Raw genomic sequence first — 19,692 nt, forward strand, 5'->3', positions numbered from 1 at the left:
ACGGTTATGCGGCGTTTATTGGCGGATCGCGACGATGTTCGCGATGCCGCTTTGCGAGACGCTGGCGAAACTGGCCGCTGTTCCCTGGACGATCGTGGCGCTGTTGCGGTCGCCGGATTGCAGCAATGTGGCGACGCCCTGCGTCGAGGATTGCAGGATTTCGCCGACATTGCCGGTGCCGCGCTGAAGCAGGACGGAGACGTTGCCGACGCCATATTGCTGTTGGACGGCGCGGTTGTTCGAGCCTTCCTGCGAGGCGAACTGGATATTGCCTTCGCCGCGCCAATCCTGCTGCAGGCTGTTGCCCTGCGCGTCCGTAGCTTCGTAGGAGCCGGTGCCGCTGCGCAGATACCGTCCCAGATCCAGGCCGTAGCCCAGGAAAGCCATTTCGACGGGCGCGCCCGATGAGGAGAGATTTTGAGAAAGCTGGTCAGCACTCGCAGCCTGAGCGAAGGACAGGCCGCCCGAATTGGCCTGGAAAGCGGCGTCGATCGCCTGCTGTTGCGGCTGAGCCTGCGACACGAACGCGTTTCCAGCCGTGGGCGAAACGATCTGGCCGACGATCGGGGAAGACCAGGCAGGGCGCTGGCCGATCTGATCGATCAATATATCCGATTGCGCGGCGAAAGCGGATCCCTGGTAAAGAAGCGCGGCCGACAGGCCCAAAATCGCGAGGCACTTCCTGCCATCAACCCGTCCATATGTGTGCGCCATTACGTCCTCCGGCATATGTCCCCGGAGGTAGGTTTATGGGCTGGGCCGTGAAGATATCGTTAGTTCAGCGTTAGTAGGCTGTTATGCATAACAAAGTGTTAGCGGCTATTTGACGATCTGGTCCTGGGCGGCCAAGTCCTTGCCGCGATAGATTTTGAGCTGGATCGTATAATGGTCGTCCGCCGCGATCGAACCGAAAGCCAGATGGGAAAGGCGCACCAGTTGATGCGGGGCAGCCTTTACCACGCCTGCCTGCTTGACCTTTGCATTGCCGGCAACGCCCTTCTTTTCACCGACCAGTTCATAGCGGCCTTCGAACGGTTGTTGCGCCGTGACATAGCCCACGAACCGCTTGGCGGCATTAGGCGCGTCCTCGACCAGGATGCGCGCCTTCAGTTCGGGTTCGGCGGCGTGGGCGGAGACGGTCATCATCATTCCGGCAATGAGGGGCAGGATGGTGCGGATCATCGTCAGTTCCTTCCCGGCACGACGACGGAACCGCCGCCGGGCACGATGACGGGCTGACCATTGGGGGCAGGCGTCGAGTTGGCGATCGAGTCCGAGGCCGCCTGCGCCGCGACGGCCTGCGCGACGGGCGAATTGGAAACATCGCCGGAGCTCAGCCGCCGCGCGACCTCTCCGGCATCGGGCGCGCGACCGCGTGACTGCTGTTCGCTGGCGACGCGCTGCGACGCCCGCTCTTCATCGCTTGTGAGCAGGGCTTCTTCCGCGGATATCGGCGGCGGGGGCGGTGCAGCCTCGATCACGCTGTTGCAGTCCACGCCCTTGGGCGGTTCGCCCCTGCCTTCGGCCGCGCGGGCACAGGCGTCGACCAGCCCCGGGGGCAGGGCGTTTATGCGGGGGTTCACGTTGCGGTCGGCAAGCTGAGACGTGGGGGCAGATCCGGCGGCGCGGGGGGCAATCTGGCGCAATGCTGGCTCGCGGCCGGTGCGCGATGAGGAGAGCTGGCCCTGAAGCGCGGGGGCCTGGGAGGCGCTCGACGAGATCTGGTCCGAGGCGCTTGCCGCGCCGACCTGCGGCACCGCGCGGCCTGAGGAATGGGTCGGCAGCTGCTCAACCGCCAGGTCACTGCGCTGGGCGAGCGCGGATGTTCCCCCGGCCAGAAGAACCGTGATCAACAATAGGGTTCGCATAGACATTTCGCTCACGGTTCAGGACGCAGGGTGCCGCTTCAATATAGCCTATTGCCGGACCTGCGCAAAATTGCGGTCGCCGGTCTGGGCGACGCTGCTGTAGCTGCCGGCGGTGCGTTGCGACACAAAGGCTTCGTTGCTGGCGCCGGTCTGGGAGATCAGGCTGACTACCGCCATGTCGACGGTGCCCGCGACGGCGCTTTGCAGGACGCTGGCGTAATTGCCGTTGCCGCCGCCCTGCTCGATCGTGGATTTGGCATAGCCGGACTCGGCGGTCTGGTAGACATGGGCGTCATTGCCGTTGCTGTTCTGGCGGATGGTCGATTCCTGAAGGATACCGCGCTGGAACACGGAGGCGAAGTTGCCCGACACATCGCCATTTTCCAGGCGGCCCTGTTCGATCAGGCTGTATTGGCCGCCATCGACGACATCGCCATCCTGCCGGACGAAGGCGAGATTGTCGGAGCCATATTGATGGGTGATGGCGTTGGCGTCGTCTTCCTGAAGAATGACGCCCCGGTTGCCATAGCCGACCTGCCGGACGATGGCGCGATTGTTTCGGCCGATCGTGTCGCCGACTTCGAAGGCGAAGGTGTTGGGGCTTTCCGCGCCCTGCTGGATGACGGCGTCGTTTTCCGCACCCTCCTGCTCGATCAGGGCGTCGTTGCGCGCGGCGACGGCGTTGAACTGCACCGGGACTTCGCGCAGGCTGATGTCGCGGAAGCCGCCCTGCTGAATGGTCGCATTGTTGGCGAGGTTGTTGCCGCTGAACGCGCCTGCCGACAGGTCGAAGCTGCGATGGGTCTGCTGGATGCGGCCATAGTTGGAATAAAGCAGGCCGCCCGAGCCGATCGCCGAGCCCACTTGCCCGACATAAGCGCGGTTGAGCGAGCGCTGGCCCGGCGCGCGGGTGTCGGCCTGTTCAATAAGGGTCGCATTGTCCTCACCCGCCTGGTTGACGACGGACCAGCCTGCATTGCCCGCAGCCTGGTTGATATTGGCGAGGTTGCGCAGGCCATCCTGCTCGACCGCCGCCTTGTTGCCTGGGGTATCGAACTGGAGCCCAGGCACCTCATCAAGGTTGAAATTGCCGATGATCGACGATGCGCTGGAGTTGAAGGCCGAGATGATGGCGCCGCGAACATCGCCCTTGTTGAAGCCGCGCACGTCGCTGCGGTCAGGCACATTGTCGCTGACGAGCCCGGCGTCCTGCGACTTGCCGAGCGCGTTGGCGAGGACCTGATCCTGGATGAAGCTTTGCGGCGTGTCGGCGATCTGGATGTCGGTCACGAGGATGCCGTCGCCTGCGGTGATGGTTTGAGCGGCGGCGTGGATGGCCAGCGGCAGGCTCAAGGAAACAGCCGCGCCGAGCAGCCAGAGATCGTTCCTTTTGCGCATCTTGTTGCTCCTGAGCCCGTAGCGGTTGGATGAGCTGGCCCGTCAGACCGGGCCGAGCGGTCAATATTGGGTGACGCTGATCGCGCTTACGCCGTTGGTGCCGGCCTGCTGTTCTATGCCGATGCTATGATTGTTGCCGATCTGAGTGATGGCGGCAGTCGCATTGCCCGGCTGGCGCAGGGCGATGCTGTTGTTGTCGCCGAACTGGCCGAGCAGGGCAATATTGTTGTCGTCATTCTGCTGAAGCGTGATGCTGTTTTTCGTGCCATTGCCGCGCGCACTGTAGCTGGCGAGCACCGCTTCGGCCGACTGGGTGTAATTGGCGTTGCCCGCAGCCGCGCCGAGCGTACCGGCGGAGGCTAGCGCGGTTTCCGCCCATGCTTCGGTAGTCCCGCCATTTCCGGCCTGGACCTGTACGGCGATATTGTTGTTACCGGCCTGGTGCGCATAGGCCGAGTTGAAGCCGCCGTGCTGAACCTGGACGGCGCTGTTGCCGCTGCCGGTCGCGCCATTGGGCGTGCCCTGCACGATGGCGGCCTGATTGAACGCGCCGGAGACGGCCTGCGCCGCCTTGTTGTCGTTGCCCAGCTGCGACACGTGGAAGTCGTTGCTGTCGCCCTTGATCAGAACGCCTGCAAAGTTGCGCTCGCCCGACTGGCGGATAACGCCGGATTCGAGGTTGGCGAGTGGGGTGAGGGTGGCGGATGATCGAAGCGCTTTGAGCCCTGCATTGCCGTTCTCGCCATCGTTGCCGTTATTGCTCTCGCACGGGTTCCCAACGCCACGGCCATGCCCCTCACCGCAGGGATCGCCTTGGCCGTTGTTGGCGTGCTTAACCTTGAAACTGCCTCGAGCGAATCCGGTTAGTTTCTTCGGTTCAAAAGCCATCGTGCGGCCAATTCCTCCTACGACATCCCCCCTCCCGTTGCGGTTGCCGGTGACCGACACGACCGCGCGATTGCCTTGGCCGCTCTGGGTCAGGTCGAGAAGGTTCTCAGACCCCTTCGTCTGAGCCCGCGCCGTCGATCCGGTCGCGCCGCTCTGGTCGATGCTGGTTTGATTATAGTCGCCCACCTGCTCGATAAAGGCGACCGACTGGGCTTTCGCGCCGGAGCATGTGGCGACCGCAGCCATCGTTGCTGAACCCAGCGCCGCGATCAAGCGCGCCTTGCGCGTCCAACTGCCTGTCATCCGCATGTCATGCTCCTTCTCGGCATTCTGGCCCTTGGCTGGCCGATCATCCTTCACCTGAACAAAGCCGCCGCTTTGCTGAGGAGAAGGATGCGGGACGGCATGACGCCGCCCCGCACTTCTTGTGCGCGATTACTGCGAGACGTTGGCGACGTTGCCGTTGCCGTTCTGCGAGATCGTGCTGTAGGACAAGTTGTTGGTGTTCTGCAGCACGGTTGCGGTGTTCAGATCACCTGCCTGCTTGACGATGCTGTCGACGTTCAGGGCGTTCTGAGTGACGAACGACTTGTTGTTGTCACCCGTCTGGTTGATCAGGCTGTTGGCACTGAGGCCGCCCTGGGTAACTTCAGCCGTGTTGGTGTAGCCGTTCTGGGTCACATTGCTGAGTGCGCCAGTGGCATCCAGGTTCTGCGTGACGGTCGCAGCGTTGCCGTTGCCGCCAAACTGGCGAACATTGCTAGTGGCTACCGCATACTGAGTGACGGTCGCGCGGTGCTGATTGCCAACCTGATCGACGGTACTGGAAGCGAAGTTCGTGCCAGTTCCGTTCGCCGTCTGCGTAACAGTGGCGGTGTTACGCGAGCCATTCTGGTCTACGTCGCTCGAAGCAAATGCGCCAGACTGGTTGAGGGTGGCGTTGTTGCGATCACCGATCTGATCGATGAAGCTGACACCATTCGCGCCGGACTGGTTGACAATGGCCAGATTCAGCCAGCCGTTCTGCGTGACGTCGCTCTGCGAGTCGGTTGCGCCATTCAGCTGGTTCACAAGAGCCGTGCTGCCGCCAAAGACGACCGAACCACCGCTCTGCGTGACGGTGCTCTTGGCGCGATCTGCGCCTACATTCTGACGAACGACAGCATTATGGCCAGCGTTGAGGAAGCCGTTACCCGACTGGGTGACGGTGCTCTGCGCGTCTACTGCGCCCTGGTTGACATCGGCGTTATGCAGACTGCCGCTCTGGGTAACCAAGCTCTTGGTGTTGGCACCACCCTGAACGACGAGAGCGTTCTGGGCCGTTCCGTTTTGGATGACGTCGCTGTCGGCAGCAGCGCCGTTCTGGGTCACATTAGCGGTGTGCAGGCTGCCCGTCTGGGTGATGTCGCTATCCGCCCCTACAGCTCCGGCCGTCTGGAGAACGGTGGCGTTGTGGTTCTGAAAAATGCCAAAGAAATTGCTGCCGGACTGGGTCACGGTGCTGGTGCCACTGGCAGCCTGCTGGGTTACCGAAGCAGTGTTGCGAGCGCCATTCTGGGTGACTTCGCTGTCCGCGAAAGCGCCGGATTGCGTGACGGTGGCGCGGTGCCGGTCGCCATTCTGGTCGATGTCGCTGTTAGCGCGAGCGCCGCTCTGATCGACGCGGACCGCGTTGCGGTCGCCGTCCTGATCGGCAACGCTCTTAGCATTGGCCGACTGCTTTACATCGGCGTCATTGCGATCGCCGTCCTGACGGACTTTGCTATCGGCAGAATAGCCAGAGTTGGAATTACCGCTCTGCGTCACCGAGGCGATGTTACGGTCGCCCAGCTGATCGACGTCGTTGATGGCGTCAAATCCGGTCTGGATGACATAGGTTTCATTGTCGCTGCCCAGCTGGTTGACGTCGCTGGTGCGACCGAAGGTGTCGCGGTTCACTTCCACAGCGTTCAGGGTCGGCGACTGGCTGACGTAGGCTTTGTTGCGGTTGCCGGTCTGAACGGTGTCGGACTTGTCGACTTCGCCCTGCGCAGTCTGGGCGGTGTTGTCGTTGCCCTTCTGGGTGATGGTAGCCTGCATACGACCATCTTCTTCACGGGTGTAGGGGTTGCCTGCGAATGCACCCTGCTGAATGCCTGCTGCGTTGCCCTGACCGTCCTGCGAAACCTTGGCCAAGTTGCTGATGCCGCCAGCGTTGACGGCGCCTTGGAAGATCACGGCGTCATTCTGACGGTTACCAGCATTGTTGGTCTGGTCAATGATCGCGTTCTGGCGCTTGCCGCCCAATTGCACAGACGTGAGCGGCGATCCGGAGAAGCCGGGTTCAACATCGGTGCCAATCTGGCGAACCGTTGCGGTGTTTGCACCAGCAGTGCCGCGCTGCTTGACTTCAGCGCGGTTGGCGCCCGAGTTGGAAACGCCGACGCGGCCCTGCTCGATTACAGCGCTGCCCTTATTTCCGCCGGTCTGATCAACGTCGGCAAGGTTGTCGCTGGCGTTCTGCGTGACTTCCGACTTGTTCGACGAGTTGCTCGGCGCGTTGCTGACGCTGCCGACTTGGCTGGCGACAGTTGAGCTGGTCTTCGTGCCGAAGATGGCCTGCGCGTTGGCGGCACCTGCCGTCAGCGCCAGCGCCGAAGCGCCGATAAGAAGCTTCTTGATCATGTTAATCCTCCTGTTTCAACTCAAGTGCCGCGATGTTGTGCGGCGGCTAGGCTTACCGGCTCCCCAGTTCGGTAGCGCCGGGCGGGCAGGCCTTCGATCTCCCTGCCCGCTCGTCACACTCTGCCCCCGCTCGGGAGGCGAGTTTATTCACCGCGCGGCTGGTTGACCGGCGGAATTCGGTTGGTTGTGGGCGGCGACCTTGGCCGGTGCGGCCTGACGGGTGCCGGATGCGCGGGCCTGGGGCTTTGCGGCCTTGGCGCGTGCGGTTTTCTTCGGGTCGTCGATCGGGTCGGTGTAGTAGGGACCCGTGCGGCGGAAGGCGGCGGCGATGGCGCGTTCCTTCTCTTCCCTATAATGGTTGAGGTAGGTCTGGCCTGCAGCAGCGTCGGCAAAGCTCCACAGCTGGCGGCCGCCGGGCTGCGCGCCTTCCATGATGAGGGCGTAGACCGCCTTTTCGATCGCGGCCTGCGTAGCGATCTGGATCGGTTCGTTGGCTGACACGCCCGCTTCACCTTCCAGCAGTTCGTCAAATTCGACGAACTTGAAGACGTTGGTGTTGAGCGCGACCGAGGCGACCGTCTTCGACGTGACGACATTGCCCAGCACTTCGCCGGTCTTCACGCTGATGGCGCGCAGATAGACGGTGACGGTGTTCTGGCGATATTGCATGTCGCCGCCGATGCCGAGGAAGCGCGCGCCGATGCCGCCCGTCTGGGTGTTGCTGTCATAGCCGATGATGCCGCCTTCGAGCAGGATGCCGGCGAAGAGCAGCGAGGGCAGGACGCTGGAGGGCGTTTCCGCCTCGCCCAGGTAGCGCTGGCGCATTTCGCGGATGATCTGACGTTCTTTGAGCAGGTTGTCGAGCCGTTCGCGTTCGACCACTGTGAACCAGTTGCCATTGCCTGCGTCGCGCAGCGCCTTGATGAGGACGCTGGTGCCGCCCTGGGTCACGGCGCGCGACAGGCTCTGGATATTTTCCGAGGGCTTGAGCTGGCCGGTCTGGTCGGTGAAGCTGTACACGGCGATCGGCACCGGCTGCGGCGGCGGCGGCAGGTAGATGAGGTCGCGCTGGACAGGCGTGACGGGCGCGATCTGCGGCGCGGAGCTGGCGGATGCCACCAGTTCGTGCGGGACCGAACACCCCCCAAGAGTGGCCGCCATGCAGCCGACGAGCGCAGCAGCAGCCGAACGCTTCACGATATTCCCCCTGATGCTCATCTTATTGCCCCGTGAGACTGGTGTTGCCGGTGAGGCTGGCGGCCAGCGAGCTTTCCACCGAGTTGTTTCCGAGGGCGGATGCCGCAGCCGCATTCGCGTTGGCGTTGTTGAGCGTGAGCACCGGGACGACGATGTCCGTCGTCTCACCTGTCGAATTGTCGAAGATGCTGAGGCGGATTTCGCTCAGCGTCCGTTCGAAGGAAATCTTCTGGTCGCCGACCGTAAATTCTCCCGAAGTCCCCGGATCGGAGCCCGTAATGGCTTCAACGACGCTGGAAGACAGGGCGGAGAGCAGACGGCTTTGAATCTGCCGGGCGAACAGTTGTGCTTCGGTCAGTTCGCCGGTTCCATCGCCGCCATTTGATTTCTGGGGCGGGCGTTGCGCTGTCGCTGTGGCAAGAAGATGGTCGGAATTGAAGGGATTTCCGCCAAAGGAAGGATTTCGGAACTCGAACTTCAGTTCCTGGGCCGAAGCGGGTGTCGCCAACGCGATCACTGCCAGCGTGGCCAATCGTAGATGTTTCACTATTCAAGCCCCTTATTACTGCATCATAGGTGCTGCACGGCCGTGGAGGCCTTTGCAGGTCCACGCATGAGGAACGCGTCATGGGTGCCCGAACAGGTGAAGTGTTCGGGGCGGAAGCTATTTGAAAGGAGGAGCCCTAAACTGGGCCCGGATCATTTTCGTCAGGATGACGGGTGATTGTTTCCTGAAATAACAGGCAGGAAATCGGTGGATGCGGGGCATCCTCCAACGATCAGGCTCTTCTTACGCATACACCACTTCCCCCCAACTTCGGCGCAACTGGACATTGACCGCAATTTCGCCGCGGCACGCTATCCAATTGTCGGCTGCAGGGTGGCGACTCGTTTTTATTGTCTACCCTTCGCTAAGGGGCCAATTAACAAAGACCTAACGAATGATATATACCCAAAATTGAGTAGGGGCGCCTAAGTAGAGCCCGGATTTGGCCGGAAATATTGGGTTGGGAAGCTCAAACCCACGGCTTTCCTAGGGAGAAGAAAGTTAACGGCAACAAGGATTATTTAGCAAAAAAACTTCTTCGTCTCTAATTGGTACAGGCTGTTGGGACGAAGACCATTGGCGGGCAATGATTGGCCTTATGGCAGCAATGGACAGGGATGCGCTCCCGCTGTTGCGGCGGCGCGCTGAATGGATGTCGAAGCGATAAAAGGCGGCAACAGGACCTGTCCTGCCCTGTGGTAAGCGCCTTACTTGCGGCGGTATCGGAAGTACCAGACTTCATGGCCGAGGCGGCGGGCCTTGGCTTCGTAGCGGGTTTCGGGCCAGCCGCCGGGGCGGGTAAGGAAGTCCCTGGGCTCGCTGGCCAGCCAGTCGAAATCGGGGTGGCCGTTCATCACCATCATCGCCCAGCGCAGATAGACGGGATGGTCGGTGCCGAAGCGGAACTCGCCGCCGGGCTTGAGCTTCCGGGCGATCATTTCCACCGGGCCCGGGTTCATCATGCGACGCTTGGCATGACGCGCCTTTGGCCAGGGATCGGGATGGAGGAGGTAGACGAAGCTCAAGCCGCCATCGGGAATGCGCGCGAGGATCTGAAGCGCGTCGCCCATGTGGACGCGGATGTTGCCCAGGCCCTGCTCGCGGATGTGGCCGAGCGCGGTGACGACGCCGTTCAGGAACGGTTCGCAGCCGATGAAGCCATGATCGGGCAGCAAGTCGGCGCGGTAGGCGAGATGTTCGCCGCCGCCAAAGCCGATCTCGAAATGGAGCGGACGATCATAGCCGAACAGATTGGCGGCGGTGACTTCGCCCTCTTCGGGCACGGAGAGGGCGGGGAGGAGGGCGTCGACCAACTGCTGCTGACCCGCGCGCAGCTTGTGGCCTGACTGGCGGCCATAGAGGCGGTTGAGCGTTGTGGGGTCGCCGGATTTGTGCGCGGTCATGGGCGGGCGCTTAGCGGGGTGGAGCTATCGGGGCAAGTGGCGCGCGCCCTTCGACAGGCTCAGGACGAACGGAGGTCGAGGGCGCGTCATCCCGTCATTCGCCGGGATGAGGCAAAAGCAAAGGGCGGCGCGCAGGATTGCCGGCGCGCCGCCCCTTTGATGCGATGAGAAGGGAGGCTTAGAGCGCGGCCTTCAGCTTTTCGACGAGGTCGGTGCGTTCCCAGGGGAAGAAATCGCCTTCCGCCTTGCGGCCGAAATGGCCGTAGGCTGCGGTGGGGCGGTAGATGGGCTTGTTGAGGCCGAGATGGGTGCGGATGCCGCGCGGGGTGAGGCCGCCCAGTTCCTTGATCGACAGAATCGCTTCCTCGATCTTCGCGTCGTCGAGGCTGCCGGTGCCGTGGGTGTCGACATAGAGCGACAGCGGTTCGGAGACGCCGATGGCGTAGGCGAGCTGGATCGTGCAGCGGCGGGCGAGGCCAGCAGCGACGATGTTCTTGGCGAGATAGCGGGTGATGTAGGCCGCCGAACGGTCAACCTTGGTCGGGTCCTTGCCGGAGAAGGCGCCGCCGCCATGGGGCGACGCGCCGCCATAGGTGTCGACGATGATCTTGCGGCCGGTGAGGCCTGCGTCACCATCCGGGCCGCCGATTTCGAAGCTGCCGGTGGGGTTGATGTGATAGACGGTCTCGTCGGAGAGCAGCTCGCCGGGCAGGACTTCGGCGACGACGCCCTTCACATAGTCCTTCAGTTCCGCTTCCTTTTCGCCCTGGTCGTAACCGGCGGCATGCTGGGTCGACACGACGATGGCGGTGGCGGCGGTGGGCTTGCCATTTTCGAAGCGCAGCGTGACCTGGCTCTTGGCATCGGGCTCAAGGAAGGGCGCCCGGCCGGAGTGGCGGTCATGCGCCATCTTCGCCAGGATCTTGTGGCTGTAGTCCAGGGTCGCGGGCATGAGGTCGGGCGTTTCGTCGCAGGCGAAGCCGAACATGATGCCCTGGTCGCCAGCGCCTTCATCCTTGTTGCCAGCGGCGTCGACCCCCTGCGCGATGTGGGCGGACTGGGCATGGAGGTTGTTTTCGAAGCGCAGGGTTTCCCAGTGGAAGCCGTCCTGCTCATAGCCGATGCGCTTTACGGTTTCACGGACGGTACGCTCAATCTCTTCCTGCGCGCCGGGTGCCCACTGGTCATTTTCGTAGACGCCCTTGCAGCGGATTTCGCCTGCCAGCACGACCAGCTGCGTGGTGGTCAGCGTTTCACAGGCGATGCGGGCTTCTGGGTCCTTGGACAGGAACAGATCGACGATGGCGTCGGAAATCTGGTCCGCGACCTTGTCGGGATGGCCTTCGGAGACGGATTCCGAGGTGAAGAGATAGTTGCTGCGCATGAGACTCCCGTAAGCCAGCTGGCGTGAAAGGCGACATAAAGAAAAGTTTATGTGCCCTATTAACCCTTCACCCTACGGATGGCAATGGCCAGTCCGGCCAGCAGCGCCATGAACAGGATCGGCGCCCAGTTACCCAGATGCGCGAACAGCGTCGGCGGGAGTGCGGGAGGGAGCGCGCCTTCCAGATATCCGGCGCGGTGGAGGCCGAGCGCGCGCTGAACATGGCCGCGCGCGTCGATGACGGCGGACACGCCGGTGGGAGTGGAGCGGATGATGGGCATGCCTTCTTCGATCGCGCGCAGGCGGGCTTGCGCGAGGTGCTGGACCGGGCCCCAGCTGCCGAACCAGGCGTCGTTGGACGGGTTGAAGAGGAAGGCGGGGCGGTTCTTCGCGTCGATCACCTGACCGGAGAAGATGATCTCGTAACAGATCTGGACGCCCATGCTGAGTTGCGGGCGGCCAAGCGTGGCGGGGAGGGTAAGGCTTTGCGGGCCGGGGCCGGGCCAGAAGTCAGCGTCTCCGGGGACAAGGCGGGAGAGGCCGATCGGCTGGAGAAGCGCGCGCATGGGGAGATATTCGCCATATGGGACGAGATGCGCCTTGTCATAGCGGCCGAGCAGTTGCGCCTGGGGCGAGACGATAAAGAGGCTGTTGGCGGCTCCCGCGAGTGCATTGGTGGTGACGCCGTCTTTCTCGACCTGCTTGAAATAGACCTTGGTCGCGCCGGTCATCAGCAGGTCGCCGGGGCCGAGCAGGCTGGCAAGACGCGCGCGCCATTGCGGTTCCATGTCGAGATAGGCGGGGATGGCGGCTTCGGGCCAGAAGATGAGGCGCGGGGCGGGGCGCGGCTGGCCGGAAAGGGCGGCGAGGGTGCGGAAGTGAGCTTCTTCCAGTTCGGGCGAGTATTTTTCGTCCTGGCCTATGTTGGGTTGGACGACGCGGATCAGCGGGGCGCCTGCGGGGGTGGGAGGGGCCTGGGTGAGTTGGCCCCAGATTGCGAGGGCGCAGAGGGGGACGGCGATGGCTGCGGCGGGAACGAACTGGCGCTTGATGACGAGGAAGATGGCTCCGGCGGCGAGGATCGCGAGGGCTCCGACGCCGTAGGTGCCGATGATTGTGGCGGCTATGGTGATGCCGGTGGGGAGGAGGGTGACGCCGAGCGGGTTCCAGGCGAAGCCGGTGAAGACGAGGGCGCGGAGATACTCGCTGATGAGCCAGGTGGCGGCAAAGAGGAGGATAAGGGGGAGGTTGTTGTTTGCCTCGCTGCGCTCGGTGCCCACCCCCGGCCCCTCCCGATTACGGGAGGGGAGGATGGAAGACAGCCACCATGCCCCCAACGTTGCCAGCCCCGGATAAACCGCGAGGTAGAGGGACAGGAGGACGACCGCTCCGTAACCGAACCAGTGCGGCATGGCCTCCTGAAAGGTGAAGGCGTGGGCGATCCAGTTGAGGCCAAGGGTGAAGTGGCCGAGGCCGAACAGCCAGCCGCGCGCGAAGGCGGCGCGGCGGGTGGGGGCGCTTTCGATCAGCCACAGGAGGAGTGCGAAGCAAGCCAGCGTGACGGGCCAGAGCTTGAGCGGTTCAAATCCGGTTGCCGCGACGAAACCGGCGAGCAGGGCGGTGAGCCTTGGGAAGCGGGCGGGCAGCTGCATCATCGGGCGAAAAGTCAGCGGATCGTGGCCATGGTGGCGTTGCTGCACGTGTCGCTCTTGTCCCCGCCGCCCGAAAGCATCGATGCCGCGATGAAACCGCCGACAACGAGGACGAGGAAAGCTGCGGACAGGAGGCCGAGATATTTCTCGATGAACGCCTTTATGGGGCGGCCGAATTTCCAGAAGAGGAAGCCGACCAGCATGAATTGGAAGGCGCGGGACAGGATGCTGGCCCAGATGAAGGTGAAGAGCGAAAGGCCGATGAAGCCAGAGGTGATGGTGATCAGCTTGAACGGGATGGGCGTTGCGCCCTTCACCAGGATGATTTCAGCGCCATATTCGCGCAAGTAGCAGGCGGCTACCGGGAATTTCGCGGCGAGGCCCAGCGCGTCGAGGATCTGCTGTCCGACCGCTTCGTAGAGGAAATAGCCGATCGCATAGCCGAACAGGCCGCCCAGCACCGATGCGAGGGTGCAGATGATGCCGAAGCGGATCGCCCTTTCGGGCCGCGCAAGGCACATGAGGCCGAGCAGCGGATGCGGGGGGATCGGGAAGAAGCTGGATTCCATGAAGGATATGGCGAAGAGCCAGCGTTCGGCATGGGCGTGGGCGGCTTTGGCCAGCGTCCATTGATAAAGCTTGGTGAGCATTGGAGGCGGGCCTAGCGGAGATTGCAGGGGACCGCCAGCGCTTTCATCCCATTACGGAGTCGCAACATCGTGAAGGCGTTGACGCGGTGGGAGCGGCTGGGCATCACCCCTGTTCTCCGCATCAGCAGCCCGGCCCGACTTCAGTGACGATCTCCAACATATCATGGCCGAAATTGCGCGAGCGTGGCGGGGGATTGATCTTTGCGCTGGGGCTGAACGCACTGCTGGTGCTGGCGCTGCTGACATTGGCGCCCGCGCTTGATCCCGAGAAGGTCGATCCGCGCAATCCGGTGACGTTCGAAATGGCCGCTTCGCCTGAACCTGAAGCGGAGAAGAGCCCGGAGCGGACCGAAAAAAAGAAGAAGGAAGAAGCGGCGGCGCCGGAGAAGAAGAAGGTCGAAAAGCCGAAGGAGCCGCGCAAGCCGGTCGAGAAGCCCGTCGAAACACCGGTCGAAAAGCCGATCGTGACCTTGCCCGTGCAGCCCAAGATGCCCTTCCTGCAACTGGACAGCGCGCAGATGGCGGCGGCCGATATCGGCAAGATGCCGAAGAAGGATGATAGCCAGAGCGCAGGCACGTCTGGTCAGGGGAATAGCCGCGTGGCGGCGGGGCCGGGCGAAGGGCCGGGCGGCGTCCAGCTGTTTGAGGCGGAATGGTATCGGCGGCCCACGCCTGCGGAGCTTGGCGGTTACATGCCGCCCAATGCGCCCGCTGGTGGATGGGGGCTGGTGGCGTGCAAGACGGTGGAGAATTTCCGGGTCGAAAATTGCCAGGCCTTGGGAGAATCGCCGCAGGGTTCGGGCTTTGCCCGCGCGGTGCGGCTGGCGGCGTGGCAGTTCCTGGTGCGGCCGCCGCGCGTCAATGGGAAGGTGATGGTGGGCAGCTGGGTGCGCATCAGGATCGACTATAGCCGCGCGCCTGCCAGTGGCGGTGGTGCGGGCATGTGAGTGCAGTTGCGATCCTGACAGGATTGTGATGTGTAATAACCTATATGAATGATGGTTGTTGGGGATTTTGCGAGTGAGTGCATAAAAATAGGGGATGGCGAACCTATATGGAACATTTCTCTTGACATCGTGACGCTCTTCTGACAGAGATGTCGATATTGGGAATTGTGAGTCGCCGGGACGGTGACGCGGCAGGGGCTGGTCCGAAAGGAACCGGCCCTTTTCTGTTGGGGAAAGCGGAGGGCGAGGACATGGCGGATCAGAATGGCGCTAAGGTGGTGCGGCGCTTTTCCGGCAAGGCCAGCGATGCGCCGGACAGGGAGCTGTCGGTGCAGCGCAGCCAACGCGGATCGGCTGGCAGCGGCGCGCAGTTGCGGGCGGTGCGCAAGGACGGCTGGACCGTCGAGCGGCGGAAGATCTTCATGGAGACGCTGGCCGCGACCTGCAATGTGAGCGAGGCGGCGCGGGTGGCGGGGAAAAACCTTTCGAGCGCCTATTATCAGAAGCGGCGCGACCCCGGCTTTGCGCGGGAATGGGCGCAGGCGCTGAGCGTCGGCTATGGCGAACTGGAGGCGCTGCTGCTGCGGCAGGCGCTGTTCGGTACGGAAGAGGAAGAGGTCGTGCTGGACGGCGAGGGGATGGTGAAGAGCCGGAAGGTGAAGCGCGGGCATCCCAATGCGGTCGGGGTGCGGCTGCTGCTGCAGCATCGGCGCGAGGTTGGGGAGAAGCTGGCGGCGGAGACTGTGGACCGGCCGGACGGGGCGGATGCGGTCGAGCGGTTGCGGGCGGCGCTGGAGAGGGTGCGGGAGAGGCGTGGGTGAGGAGGAAGCGTCGGGTGAGGCGAGGCGGCTTTCCTTCTCCCTCTCCCGCCTTCGCTTCGCTCGGCACCTCGGCCAGAGTCACGTGCCTCTGGCCGACCCCTGAAGGGGAGAGGGAAATGCGGTTGCTTACCGCGCCGCTTCGGGAGCGTGGCGCAAGTGAAGGAGAGGGTAAGGCCTGCCCTGGCCATCCCTCTCCGATCTGCCGGTGCGGGCGAAGCCCATGCGTTCGTAGAAGGTGATGGCGCCTTCATTCTGTTCATTGACGTCGGTCGTCATGGCCGGATGGAGGGCGAGGCCGTGATCGACGAGCGCGCGGCCTACGCCTTTGCCGTGCCACGCCGGGTCGATGAAGAGGGCGTCCATGTGCGTGCCGTCGATCAGCATGAAGCCGACCGCGCGGTCATCGGCATCGGTGGCGAGCCATGCGGGGGATTGCGGCAGGAAGCCGGACACTTCCGCATCGATCGCCTGGCGGTCGGCGGGATCGAGGAAATCATGGGTTGCGTCGACGGCGCAGCGCCAGATGTCGAGCAGGCGAGCGCCATCGGCGGCGCGGGCGGGGCGGATCGATATCATGGGCGGCATATAGGGACGCAGCGGAGCAGGCGAAAAGGCGCATGATCAAAAAAAGGCCGAAATGAGGCACTTGGGCCGGTGAGGGGAACTGGTGAGGGGAGCGAATGGCCGATGGGTGGCATGTCGGATTTCGAGAGATTAGCGGCCCTGCCCGACGCGGCGCGCGAGCGGGTGCTGGCGGGGCTGAACGGCGCGGCGGCGCAGGCGCTGGAACATGATTGGGAATGGCTGGCCCGGCCCGAGCAGCTGGCGCCCGATGGCAGCTGGCGCATCTGGTTGATGATGGCCGGGCGCGGCTTTGGCAAGACGCGGGCCGGGGCGGAATGGGTGCGGCGGATTGCGGAGAATGACGGCGCGGCGCGGATCGCGCTAGTCGGCGCGACCCTGGGCGAGGCGCGCAGCGTGATGGTGGAGGGGCCGTCGGGGCTGCTGTCCATTGCGCCCTGGTGGAACCGGCCCATCTTTTCGCCAGCGCTGCGGCGGCTGGTTTGGCCCAATGGCGCCATGGCGCTGCTGTTCGGCGCGGCGGACCCGGAATCGTTGCGCGGGCCGCAGTTCAGCCATGGCTGGGCGGACGAGATCGCGAAATGGCCGCAGGGAGAAGCGGCGTGGGACAATATGATGATGGGGATGCGACTGGGGCGCGCTCCACAAGTGATGGCGACGACGACGCCAAGGCCGGTGCCGCTGGTACGCGGGCTGGTGGCGCGGGACGGCGTGGATGTCGCGGTGACGCGGGGGCGGACGGCGGACAATGTGGTCAACCTGGTTGAAGGCTTCGTTGCGGCGATGGAGCAGAGCTATGGCGCGACGCGGCTCGGGCGGCAGGAACTGGACGGCGAGCTGATCGAGGAGGTCGAGGGTGCGCTGTGGAACCGGGAACTGCTGGAGCGGTGCCGGATCGCGCATGTGCCGGGCGGCGGGGATGGCGAGGCTTTGCTGTCGCGCGTGGTGATCGGGGTCGATCCTCCGGCTTCGGCGCATGGCGATGCTTGCGGGATCGTGGTGGCCGGGATGGGCGGCGACGGGCGGGCCTATGTCATTGCCGATGCGAGCGTCGAGAAGGCGAGCCCGGAAAGCTGGGCGCGGGCGGTGGCACAGGCGGCGGCGCTGCATGGCGCGGACCGGGTCGTTGCCGAAGCCAATAATGGAGGGGCGATGGTGGAGAGCGTTCTGCGCGCGGCGGAGGCTGCGCTGCCGGTGCGGCTGGTTCATGCCAGCCGGGGCAAGGCGGCACGGGCCGAGCCTGTGGCGGCGCTGTATGAAGCCGGGCGGGTGCGGCATCGGGGAGCCTTCTGGGCATTGGAGGATGAGATGTGCGGGCTGATCGCCGGTGGCGGCTATGCCGGGCCGGGGCGGTCGCCGGATCGGGCGGATGCGCTGGTCTGGGCTCTGACCGAGTTGATGCTCGGGCGGCGCGGCGACGCGCGGGTGCGGGCGGTTTGAGGAACCCGGCTGACCGGCGCGGCGTATTATCCCAAGTCAAGTTTTGCGAGGGAGTGAGGCTGATGAAACTGGCCAGGATCATGATGGTGGCGGCCGGCGCGACTTTGGTGGCGACGCCGGTGATGGCCGCGTCGCTCAATAGCAAGGAGCGGGCGCGGGTGGCGCGGGCGGCTCCGCGTGACCGTGATGATGTGCGCTACTGCCTGTTGCAGGCGAAGAAAGGGCGCGATCGCGGGACGGTGATCGGCGCGGCCGGCGGCGCTGGCGTGGGTGCCTTGGCGGGCGGCAGCCTGGGTGAGTCCCTGCTGGCCGGTGCGGCTGGGGCAGTGGCCGGGCGTGTGATCGGGAAGAGCGAGGGGACGAATGCCGAATGTGATCGGGTGTTGCGGCGTAATCCCTGAGTTGGTGGGCGTAAGTCCTTTTTGTCATCCCGGGCTTGACCCGGGATCCCGCTTCTTCTTCCGCAATACGGACAAGGAAGCGAGACCCCGGGTCACGCCCGGGGTGACGATCTCAAGATAGTAGGTTGGGTGAGGGCGTTCCCCTCTCCAGGTTACGGTAGTCGGCGGGGGCCTTCCCCTCTCCAAGTTTCGCTAAGCGGCTGTCGCCGCCAAGCTTCACTATCCTCTCCCCTGAAGGGGAGAGGATTTTTGCTTTTGTGGGGTCTTCATGAAATTTTTCGGGGCGAAGGCCGCGCGGGGTGGCGCGCGGCCGGTGTTGGCGCGTGCCTGGGGTTCGGGCGCGGTGGCTTTGGGGGAGTGGCCTGCTTCCTATGAGGCGCAGGTGCGCAGCGGCGTGCTTGGCAATCCGGTGGCGCAGCGCGCCCTGCGGCTGGTGTCCGAAGGGGCGGGGGCGACGGCTTTACTGGCGAGCGGGGTGGAGGAGGAAGAGCGCGGGCCGGTGCTGTCGCTGCTGACGCGCTGTTCGGCGGGGCAGAGTCTGGTGGAGACGCTGGCAAGCCATTTGCTGCTGCATGGCAATGGCTATGTGCAGGTGATGACCGGAGCCGATGGCAGGCCGGTCGAGCTTTATGCGCTGCGGCCTGAGCGGGTGAGCGTGGAGGCGGATGCGCGGGGGTGGCCTGCGGCCTATCTTTATCGCGTGGGGGACAGCGTGACGCGGCTGCTGCCCGAGGATGGCGCCGGGCGTGCGTCGATCCTGCATCTGAAGGCGCTGCATCCACTGGACGATCATTATGGGCTGGGCTGCGTGGGCGCGGCTGCTGGGGCGGTGGCGATCCACAATGCGGCGACGGTGTGGAACAAGGCTTTGCTGGACAATGCGGCGCGGCCTTCGGGCGCGATGGTCTATGATCCGGGCGACGGGTCGGTGATGAGCCCGGAGCAGTTCGAGCGGGTAAAGCGCGAGATGGAGGGGGCCTTTTCCGGCGCGGCCAATGCCGGGCGGCCGATGCTGCTGGAGGGCGGGCTCGATTGGAAGGCCATGAGCCTGACACCGGCGGAGATGGACTTTGTGGGCCTCAAGGCTGCGGCGGCGCGGGAGATTGCCTTGTCCTTCGGCGTGCCGCCGATGCTGATGGGGCTGCCGGGCGACAATGCCTACGCCAATTATCGCGAGGCGAACAAGGCGCTGTGGCGGCAGACGATCCTGCCGCTGGTGGCGAAGATCTGCGGCGGGCTGGCGCAGGGGTTGCAGGGATGGTGGCCGGGGCTGGGCCTGGCGGTGGACCTGGATGCGGTGCCTGCGCTGTCGGATGAGCGGGCGGCTTTGTGGGAGCGGGTGGCTGCGGCTGACTTCCTTTCGGCGGATGAGAAGCGGGCGATGCTGGGGATTTGAGGTTCACGCGGAGACGTAGAGACGCGGAGGGTTTTTGAGGGCTGCCTTTGGCAGCCTTTTGCGTCTGTGGGTCTTTGCGCGAGGGAGGAGTGGGGCCGATGAAATATGATGGCGAGATGCTGGCGCGGCTGGTGGCTCAGGCTGAGGCGGCGCCGGGGCAAATGGACATGTTGATGATCCGGGCGCTGATCGAGGAGGCGAGTGAGTTGGGCGCGGGGCGGGCGCTGGAGCGGCTGGGGCTGAGCGATGGGCGTGCGGAGGGCGATGTGCGGGAGTTGCGCGAGCTGCTGTCCGCCTGGCGCGACGCGAAGAAGGCGGCGCGCGGGGCCGTGGTCGGCTGGGCGGTGCGGATCGTGATGGCGCTGGTGCTGCTGGGCGTGGCGGTGAAGGCCGGGCTGATCGGGATGGTGCGGGGATGCGCGGATCGAGGGGGATGCGGTGCTGCTGTCGGGAC

General features: G+C 64.3%; 18 protein-coding genes and 1 pseudogene. 6 read left to right on the top strand and 13 right to left on the bottom strand.

Going from position 1 to position 19,692, the window contains the following annotated elements; all coding sequences use genetic code 11:
• Positions 1 to 15: 15 nt before the first annotated feature.
• The 12 genes from NCHOL11_RS03665 to NCHOL11_RS03720 form a co-directional block, all read right to left on the bottom strand.
• On the bottom strand, positions 16 to 714 hold the full coding sequence (locus NCHOL11_RS03665; RefSeq protein ID WP_141397801.1) for a hypothetical protein: 699 nt from the start codon (positions 712 to 714) through the stop codon (positions 16 to 18).
• Positions 715 to 819: 105 nt separating this feature from the next.
• Positions 820 to 1,182: a curli-like amyloid fiber formation chaperone CsgH gene (gene csgH / locus NCHOL11_RS03670; RefSeq protein ID WP_097091114.1), complete on the bottom strand. Its 363-nt coding sequence runs from the start codon at positions 1,180 to 1,182 to the stop codon at positions 820 to 822.
• Positions 1,183 to 1,184: 2 nt separating this feature from the next.
• The gene (locus tag NCHOL11_RS03675) at positions 1,185 to 1,874 is read right to left on the bottom strand and encodes a hypothetical protein (protein ID WP_141397802.1); all 690 of its coding nucleotides are present in this window, start codon (positions 1,872 to 1,874) and stop codon (positions 1,185 to 1,187) included.
• A gap of 42 nt (positions 1,875 to 1,916) precedes the next feature.
• Positions 1,917 to 3,266 carry a hypothetical protein gene (locus tag NCHOL11_RS03680; RefSeq protein WP_097091116.1) on the bottom strand — a complete coding sequence of 450 codons (1,350 nt, stop codon included), beginning with the start codon at positions 3,264 to 3,266 and terminating at the stop codon, positions 1,917 to 1,919.
• Between the two features lie 60 nt (positions 3,267 to 3,326).
• Positions 3,327 to 4,463 (bottom strand): hypothetical protein, encoded by a 1,137-nt coding sequence (locus NCHOL11_RS03685; protein WP_141397803.1) that lies wholly within the window; start codon positions 4,461 to 4,463, stop codon positions 3,327 to 3,329.
• A gap of 126 nt (positions 4,464 to 4,589) precedes the next feature.
• Positions 4,590 to 6,818 (bottom strand): beta strand repeat-containing protein, encoded by a 2,229-nt coding sequence (locus NCHOL11_RS03690; RefSeq protein WP_097091118.1) that lies wholly within the window; start codon positions 6,816 to 6,818, stop codon positions 4,590 to 4,592.
• A gap of 147 nt (positions 6,819 to 6,965) precedes the next feature.
• Entirely contained in the window at positions 6,966 to 8,036 is a 1,071-nt protein-coding gene (locus NCHOL11_RS03695) for a CsgG/HfaB family protein (RefSeq protein ID WP_255254693.1), read from the bottom strand.
• Position 8,037: 1 nt separating this feature from the next.
• The gene (locus NCHOL11_RS03700) at positions 8,038 to 8,547 is read right to left on the bottom strand and encodes a curli assembly protein CsgF (protein ID WP_217991042.1); all 510 of its coding nucleotides are present in this window, start codon (positions 8,545 to 8,547) and stop codon (positions 8,038 to 8,040) included.
• A 722-nt stretch (positions 8,548 to 9,269) separates the two neighbouring features.
• Entirely contained in the window at positions 9,270 to 9,965 is a 696-nt protein-coding gene (trmB, locus tag NCHOL11_RS03705; RefSeq protein ID WP_097091119.1) for a tRNA (guanine(46)-N(7))-methyltransferase TrmB, read from the bottom strand.
• Between the two features lie 178 nt (positions 9,966 to 10,143).
• Entirely contained in the window at positions 10,144 to 11,349 is a 1,206-nt protein-coding gene (metK, locus tag NCHOL11_RS03710) for a methionine adenosyltransferase (protein ID WP_097091120.1), read from the bottom strand.
• A gap of 59 nt (positions 11,350 to 11,408) precedes the next feature.
• Positions 11,409 to 13,004, bottom strand: a complete 1,596-nt coding sequence (gene lnt / locus NCHOL11_RS03715) for an apolipoprotein N-acyltransferase (RefSeq protein WP_097091121.1) — start codon at positions 13,002 to 13,004, stop codon at positions 11,409 to 11,411.
• A gap of 11 nt (positions 13,005 to 13,015) precedes the next feature.
• Positions 13,016 to 13,651, bottom strand: a complete 636-nt coding sequence (locus tag NCHOL11_RS03720) for a YqaA family protein (RefSeq protein ID WP_097091122.1) — start codon at positions 13,649 to 13,651, stop codon at positions 13,016 to 13,018.
• Positions 13,652 to 13,794: 143 nt separating this feature from the next.
• Here NCHOL11_RS03720 and NCHOL11_RS03725 point away from each other — a divergent pair, with 143 nt between their 5' ends.
• Entirely contained in the window at positions 13,795 to 14,598 is an 804-nt protein-coding gene (locus NCHOL11_RS03725) for a hypothetical protein (protein ID WP_176502173.1), read from the top strand.
• Between the two features lie 251 nt (positions 14,599 to 14,849).
• On the top strand, positions 14,850 to 15,419 hold the full coding sequence (locus NCHOL11_RS03730; protein WP_097091123.1) for a hypothetical protein: 570 nt from the start codon (positions 14,850 to 14,852) through the stop codon (positions 15,417 to 15,419).
• 126 nt (positions 15,420 to 15,545) lie between these two features.
• Here the strand turns inward: NCHOL11_RS03730 and NCHOL11_RS03735 are convergent, their stop codons facing one another.
• Positions 15,546 to 15,995, bottom strand: coding sequence for an acetyltransferase (locus NCHOL11_RS03735; protein ID WP_176502248.1), 450 nt, complete (start codon positions 15,993 to 15,995; stop codon positions 15,546 to 15,548).
• Between the two features lie 111 nt (positions 15,996 to 16,106).
• Here NCHOL11_RS03735 and NCHOL11_RS03740 point away from each other — a divergent pair, with 111 nt between their 5' ends.
• From NCHOL11_RS03740 to NCHOL11_RS03755, 4 genes and pseudogenes are all read left to right on the top strand, one after another.
• Positions 16,107 to 17,441, top strand: coding sequence for a DNA-packaging protein (locus NCHOL11_RS03740; protein WP_176502174.1), 1,335 nt, complete (start codon positions 16,107 to 16,109; stop codon positions 17,439 to 17,441).
• A gap of 62 nt (positions 17,442 to 17,503) precedes the next feature.
• Entirely contained in the window at positions 17,504 to 17,842 is a 339-nt protein-coding gene (locus NCHOL11_RS03745) for a hypothetical protein (RefSeq protein ID WP_097091125.1), read from the top strand.
• Positions 17,843 to 18,110: 268 nt separating this feature from the next.
• Complete coding sequence (locus NCHOL11_RS03750) at positions 18,111 to 19,238, top strand: phage portal protein (RefSeq protein ID WP_097091126.1); 1,128 nt, start codon at positions 18,111 to 18,113, stop codon at positions 19,236 to 19,238.
• A 98-nt stretch (positions 19,239 to 19,336) separates the two neighbouring features.
• Positions 19,337 to 19,651: pseudogene (locus NCHOL11_RS03755) on the top strand (DUF6127 family protein); the annotation flags it as partial.
• Positions 19,652 to 19,692: the final 41 nt, after the last annotated feature.

The sequence above is a fragment of the Novosphingobium sp. Chol11 genome (assembly GCF_900218065.1).
In the GTDB taxonomy this organism is placed as follows: Bacteria; Pseudomonadota; Alphaproteobacteria; order Sphingomonadales; family Sphingomonadaceae; genus Sphingobium; species Sphingobium agri.

Coding starts and splice junctions, on each gene's coding strand:
- NCHOL11_RS03665 (WP_141397801.1), bottom strand. CDS start 714: ATGGCGCACACATATGGACGGGTTGATGGCAGGAAGTGCCTCGCGATT.
- csgH (WP_097091114.1), bottom strand. CDS start 1,182: ATGATCCGCACCATCCTGCCCCTCATTGCCGGAATGATGATGACCGTC.
- NCHOL11_RS03675 (WP_141397802.1), bottom strand. CDS start 1,874: ATGTCTATGCGAACCCTATTGTTGATCACGGTTCTTCTGGCCGGGGGA.
- NCHOL11_RS03680 (WP_097091116.1), bottom strand. CDS start 3,266: ATGCGCAAAAGGAACGATCTCTGGCTGCTCGGCGCGGCTGTTTCCTTG.
- NCHOL11_RS03685 (WP_141397803.1), bottom strand. CDS start 4,463: ATGCGGATGACAGGCAGTTGGACGCGCAAGGCGCGCTTGATCGCGGCG.
- NCHOL11_RS03690 (WP_097091118.1), bottom strand. CDS start 6,818: ATGATCAAGAAGCTTCTTATCGGCGCTTCGGCGCTGGCGCTGACGGCA.
- NCHOL11_RS03695 (WP_255254693.1), bottom strand. CDS start 8,036: ATGAGCATCAGGGGGAATATCGTGAAGCGTTCGGCTGCTGCTGCGCTC.
- trmB (WP_097091119.1), bottom strand. CDS start 9,965: ATGACCGCGCACAAATCCGGCGACCCCACAACGCTCAACCGCCTCTAT.
- metK (WP_097091120.1), bottom strand. CDS start 11,349: ATGCGCAGCAACTATCTCTTCACCTCGGAATCCGTCTCCGAAGGCCAT.
- lnt (WP_097091121.1), bottom strand. CDS start 13,004: ATGATGCAGCTGCCCGCCCGCTTCCCAAGGCTCACCGCCCTGCTCGCC.
- NCHOL11_RS03720 (WP_097091122.1), bottom strand. CDS start 13,651: ATGCTCACCAAGCTTTATCAATGGACGCTGGCCAAAGCCGCCCACGCC.
- NCHOL11_RS03730 (WP_097091123.1), top strand. CDS start 14,850: ATGGCGGATCAGAATGGCGCTAAGGTGGTGCGGCGCTTTTCCGGCAAG.
- NCHOL11_RS03735 (WP_176502248.1), bottom strand. CDS start 15,995: ATGATATCGATCCGCCCCGCCCGCGCCGCCGATGGCGCTCGCCTGCTC.
- NCHOL11_RS03740 (WP_176502174.1), top strand. CDS start 16,107: ATGGGTGGCATGTCGGATTTCGAGAGATTAGCGGCCCTGCCCGACGCG.
- NCHOL11_RS03745 (WP_097091125.1), top strand. CDS start 17,504: ATGAAACTGGCCAGGATCATGATGGTGGCGGCCGGCGCGACTTTGGTG.
- NCHOL11_RS03750 (WP_097091126.1), top strand. CDS start 18,111: ATGAAATTTTTCGGGGCGAAGGCCGCGCGGGGTGGCGCGCGGCCGGTG.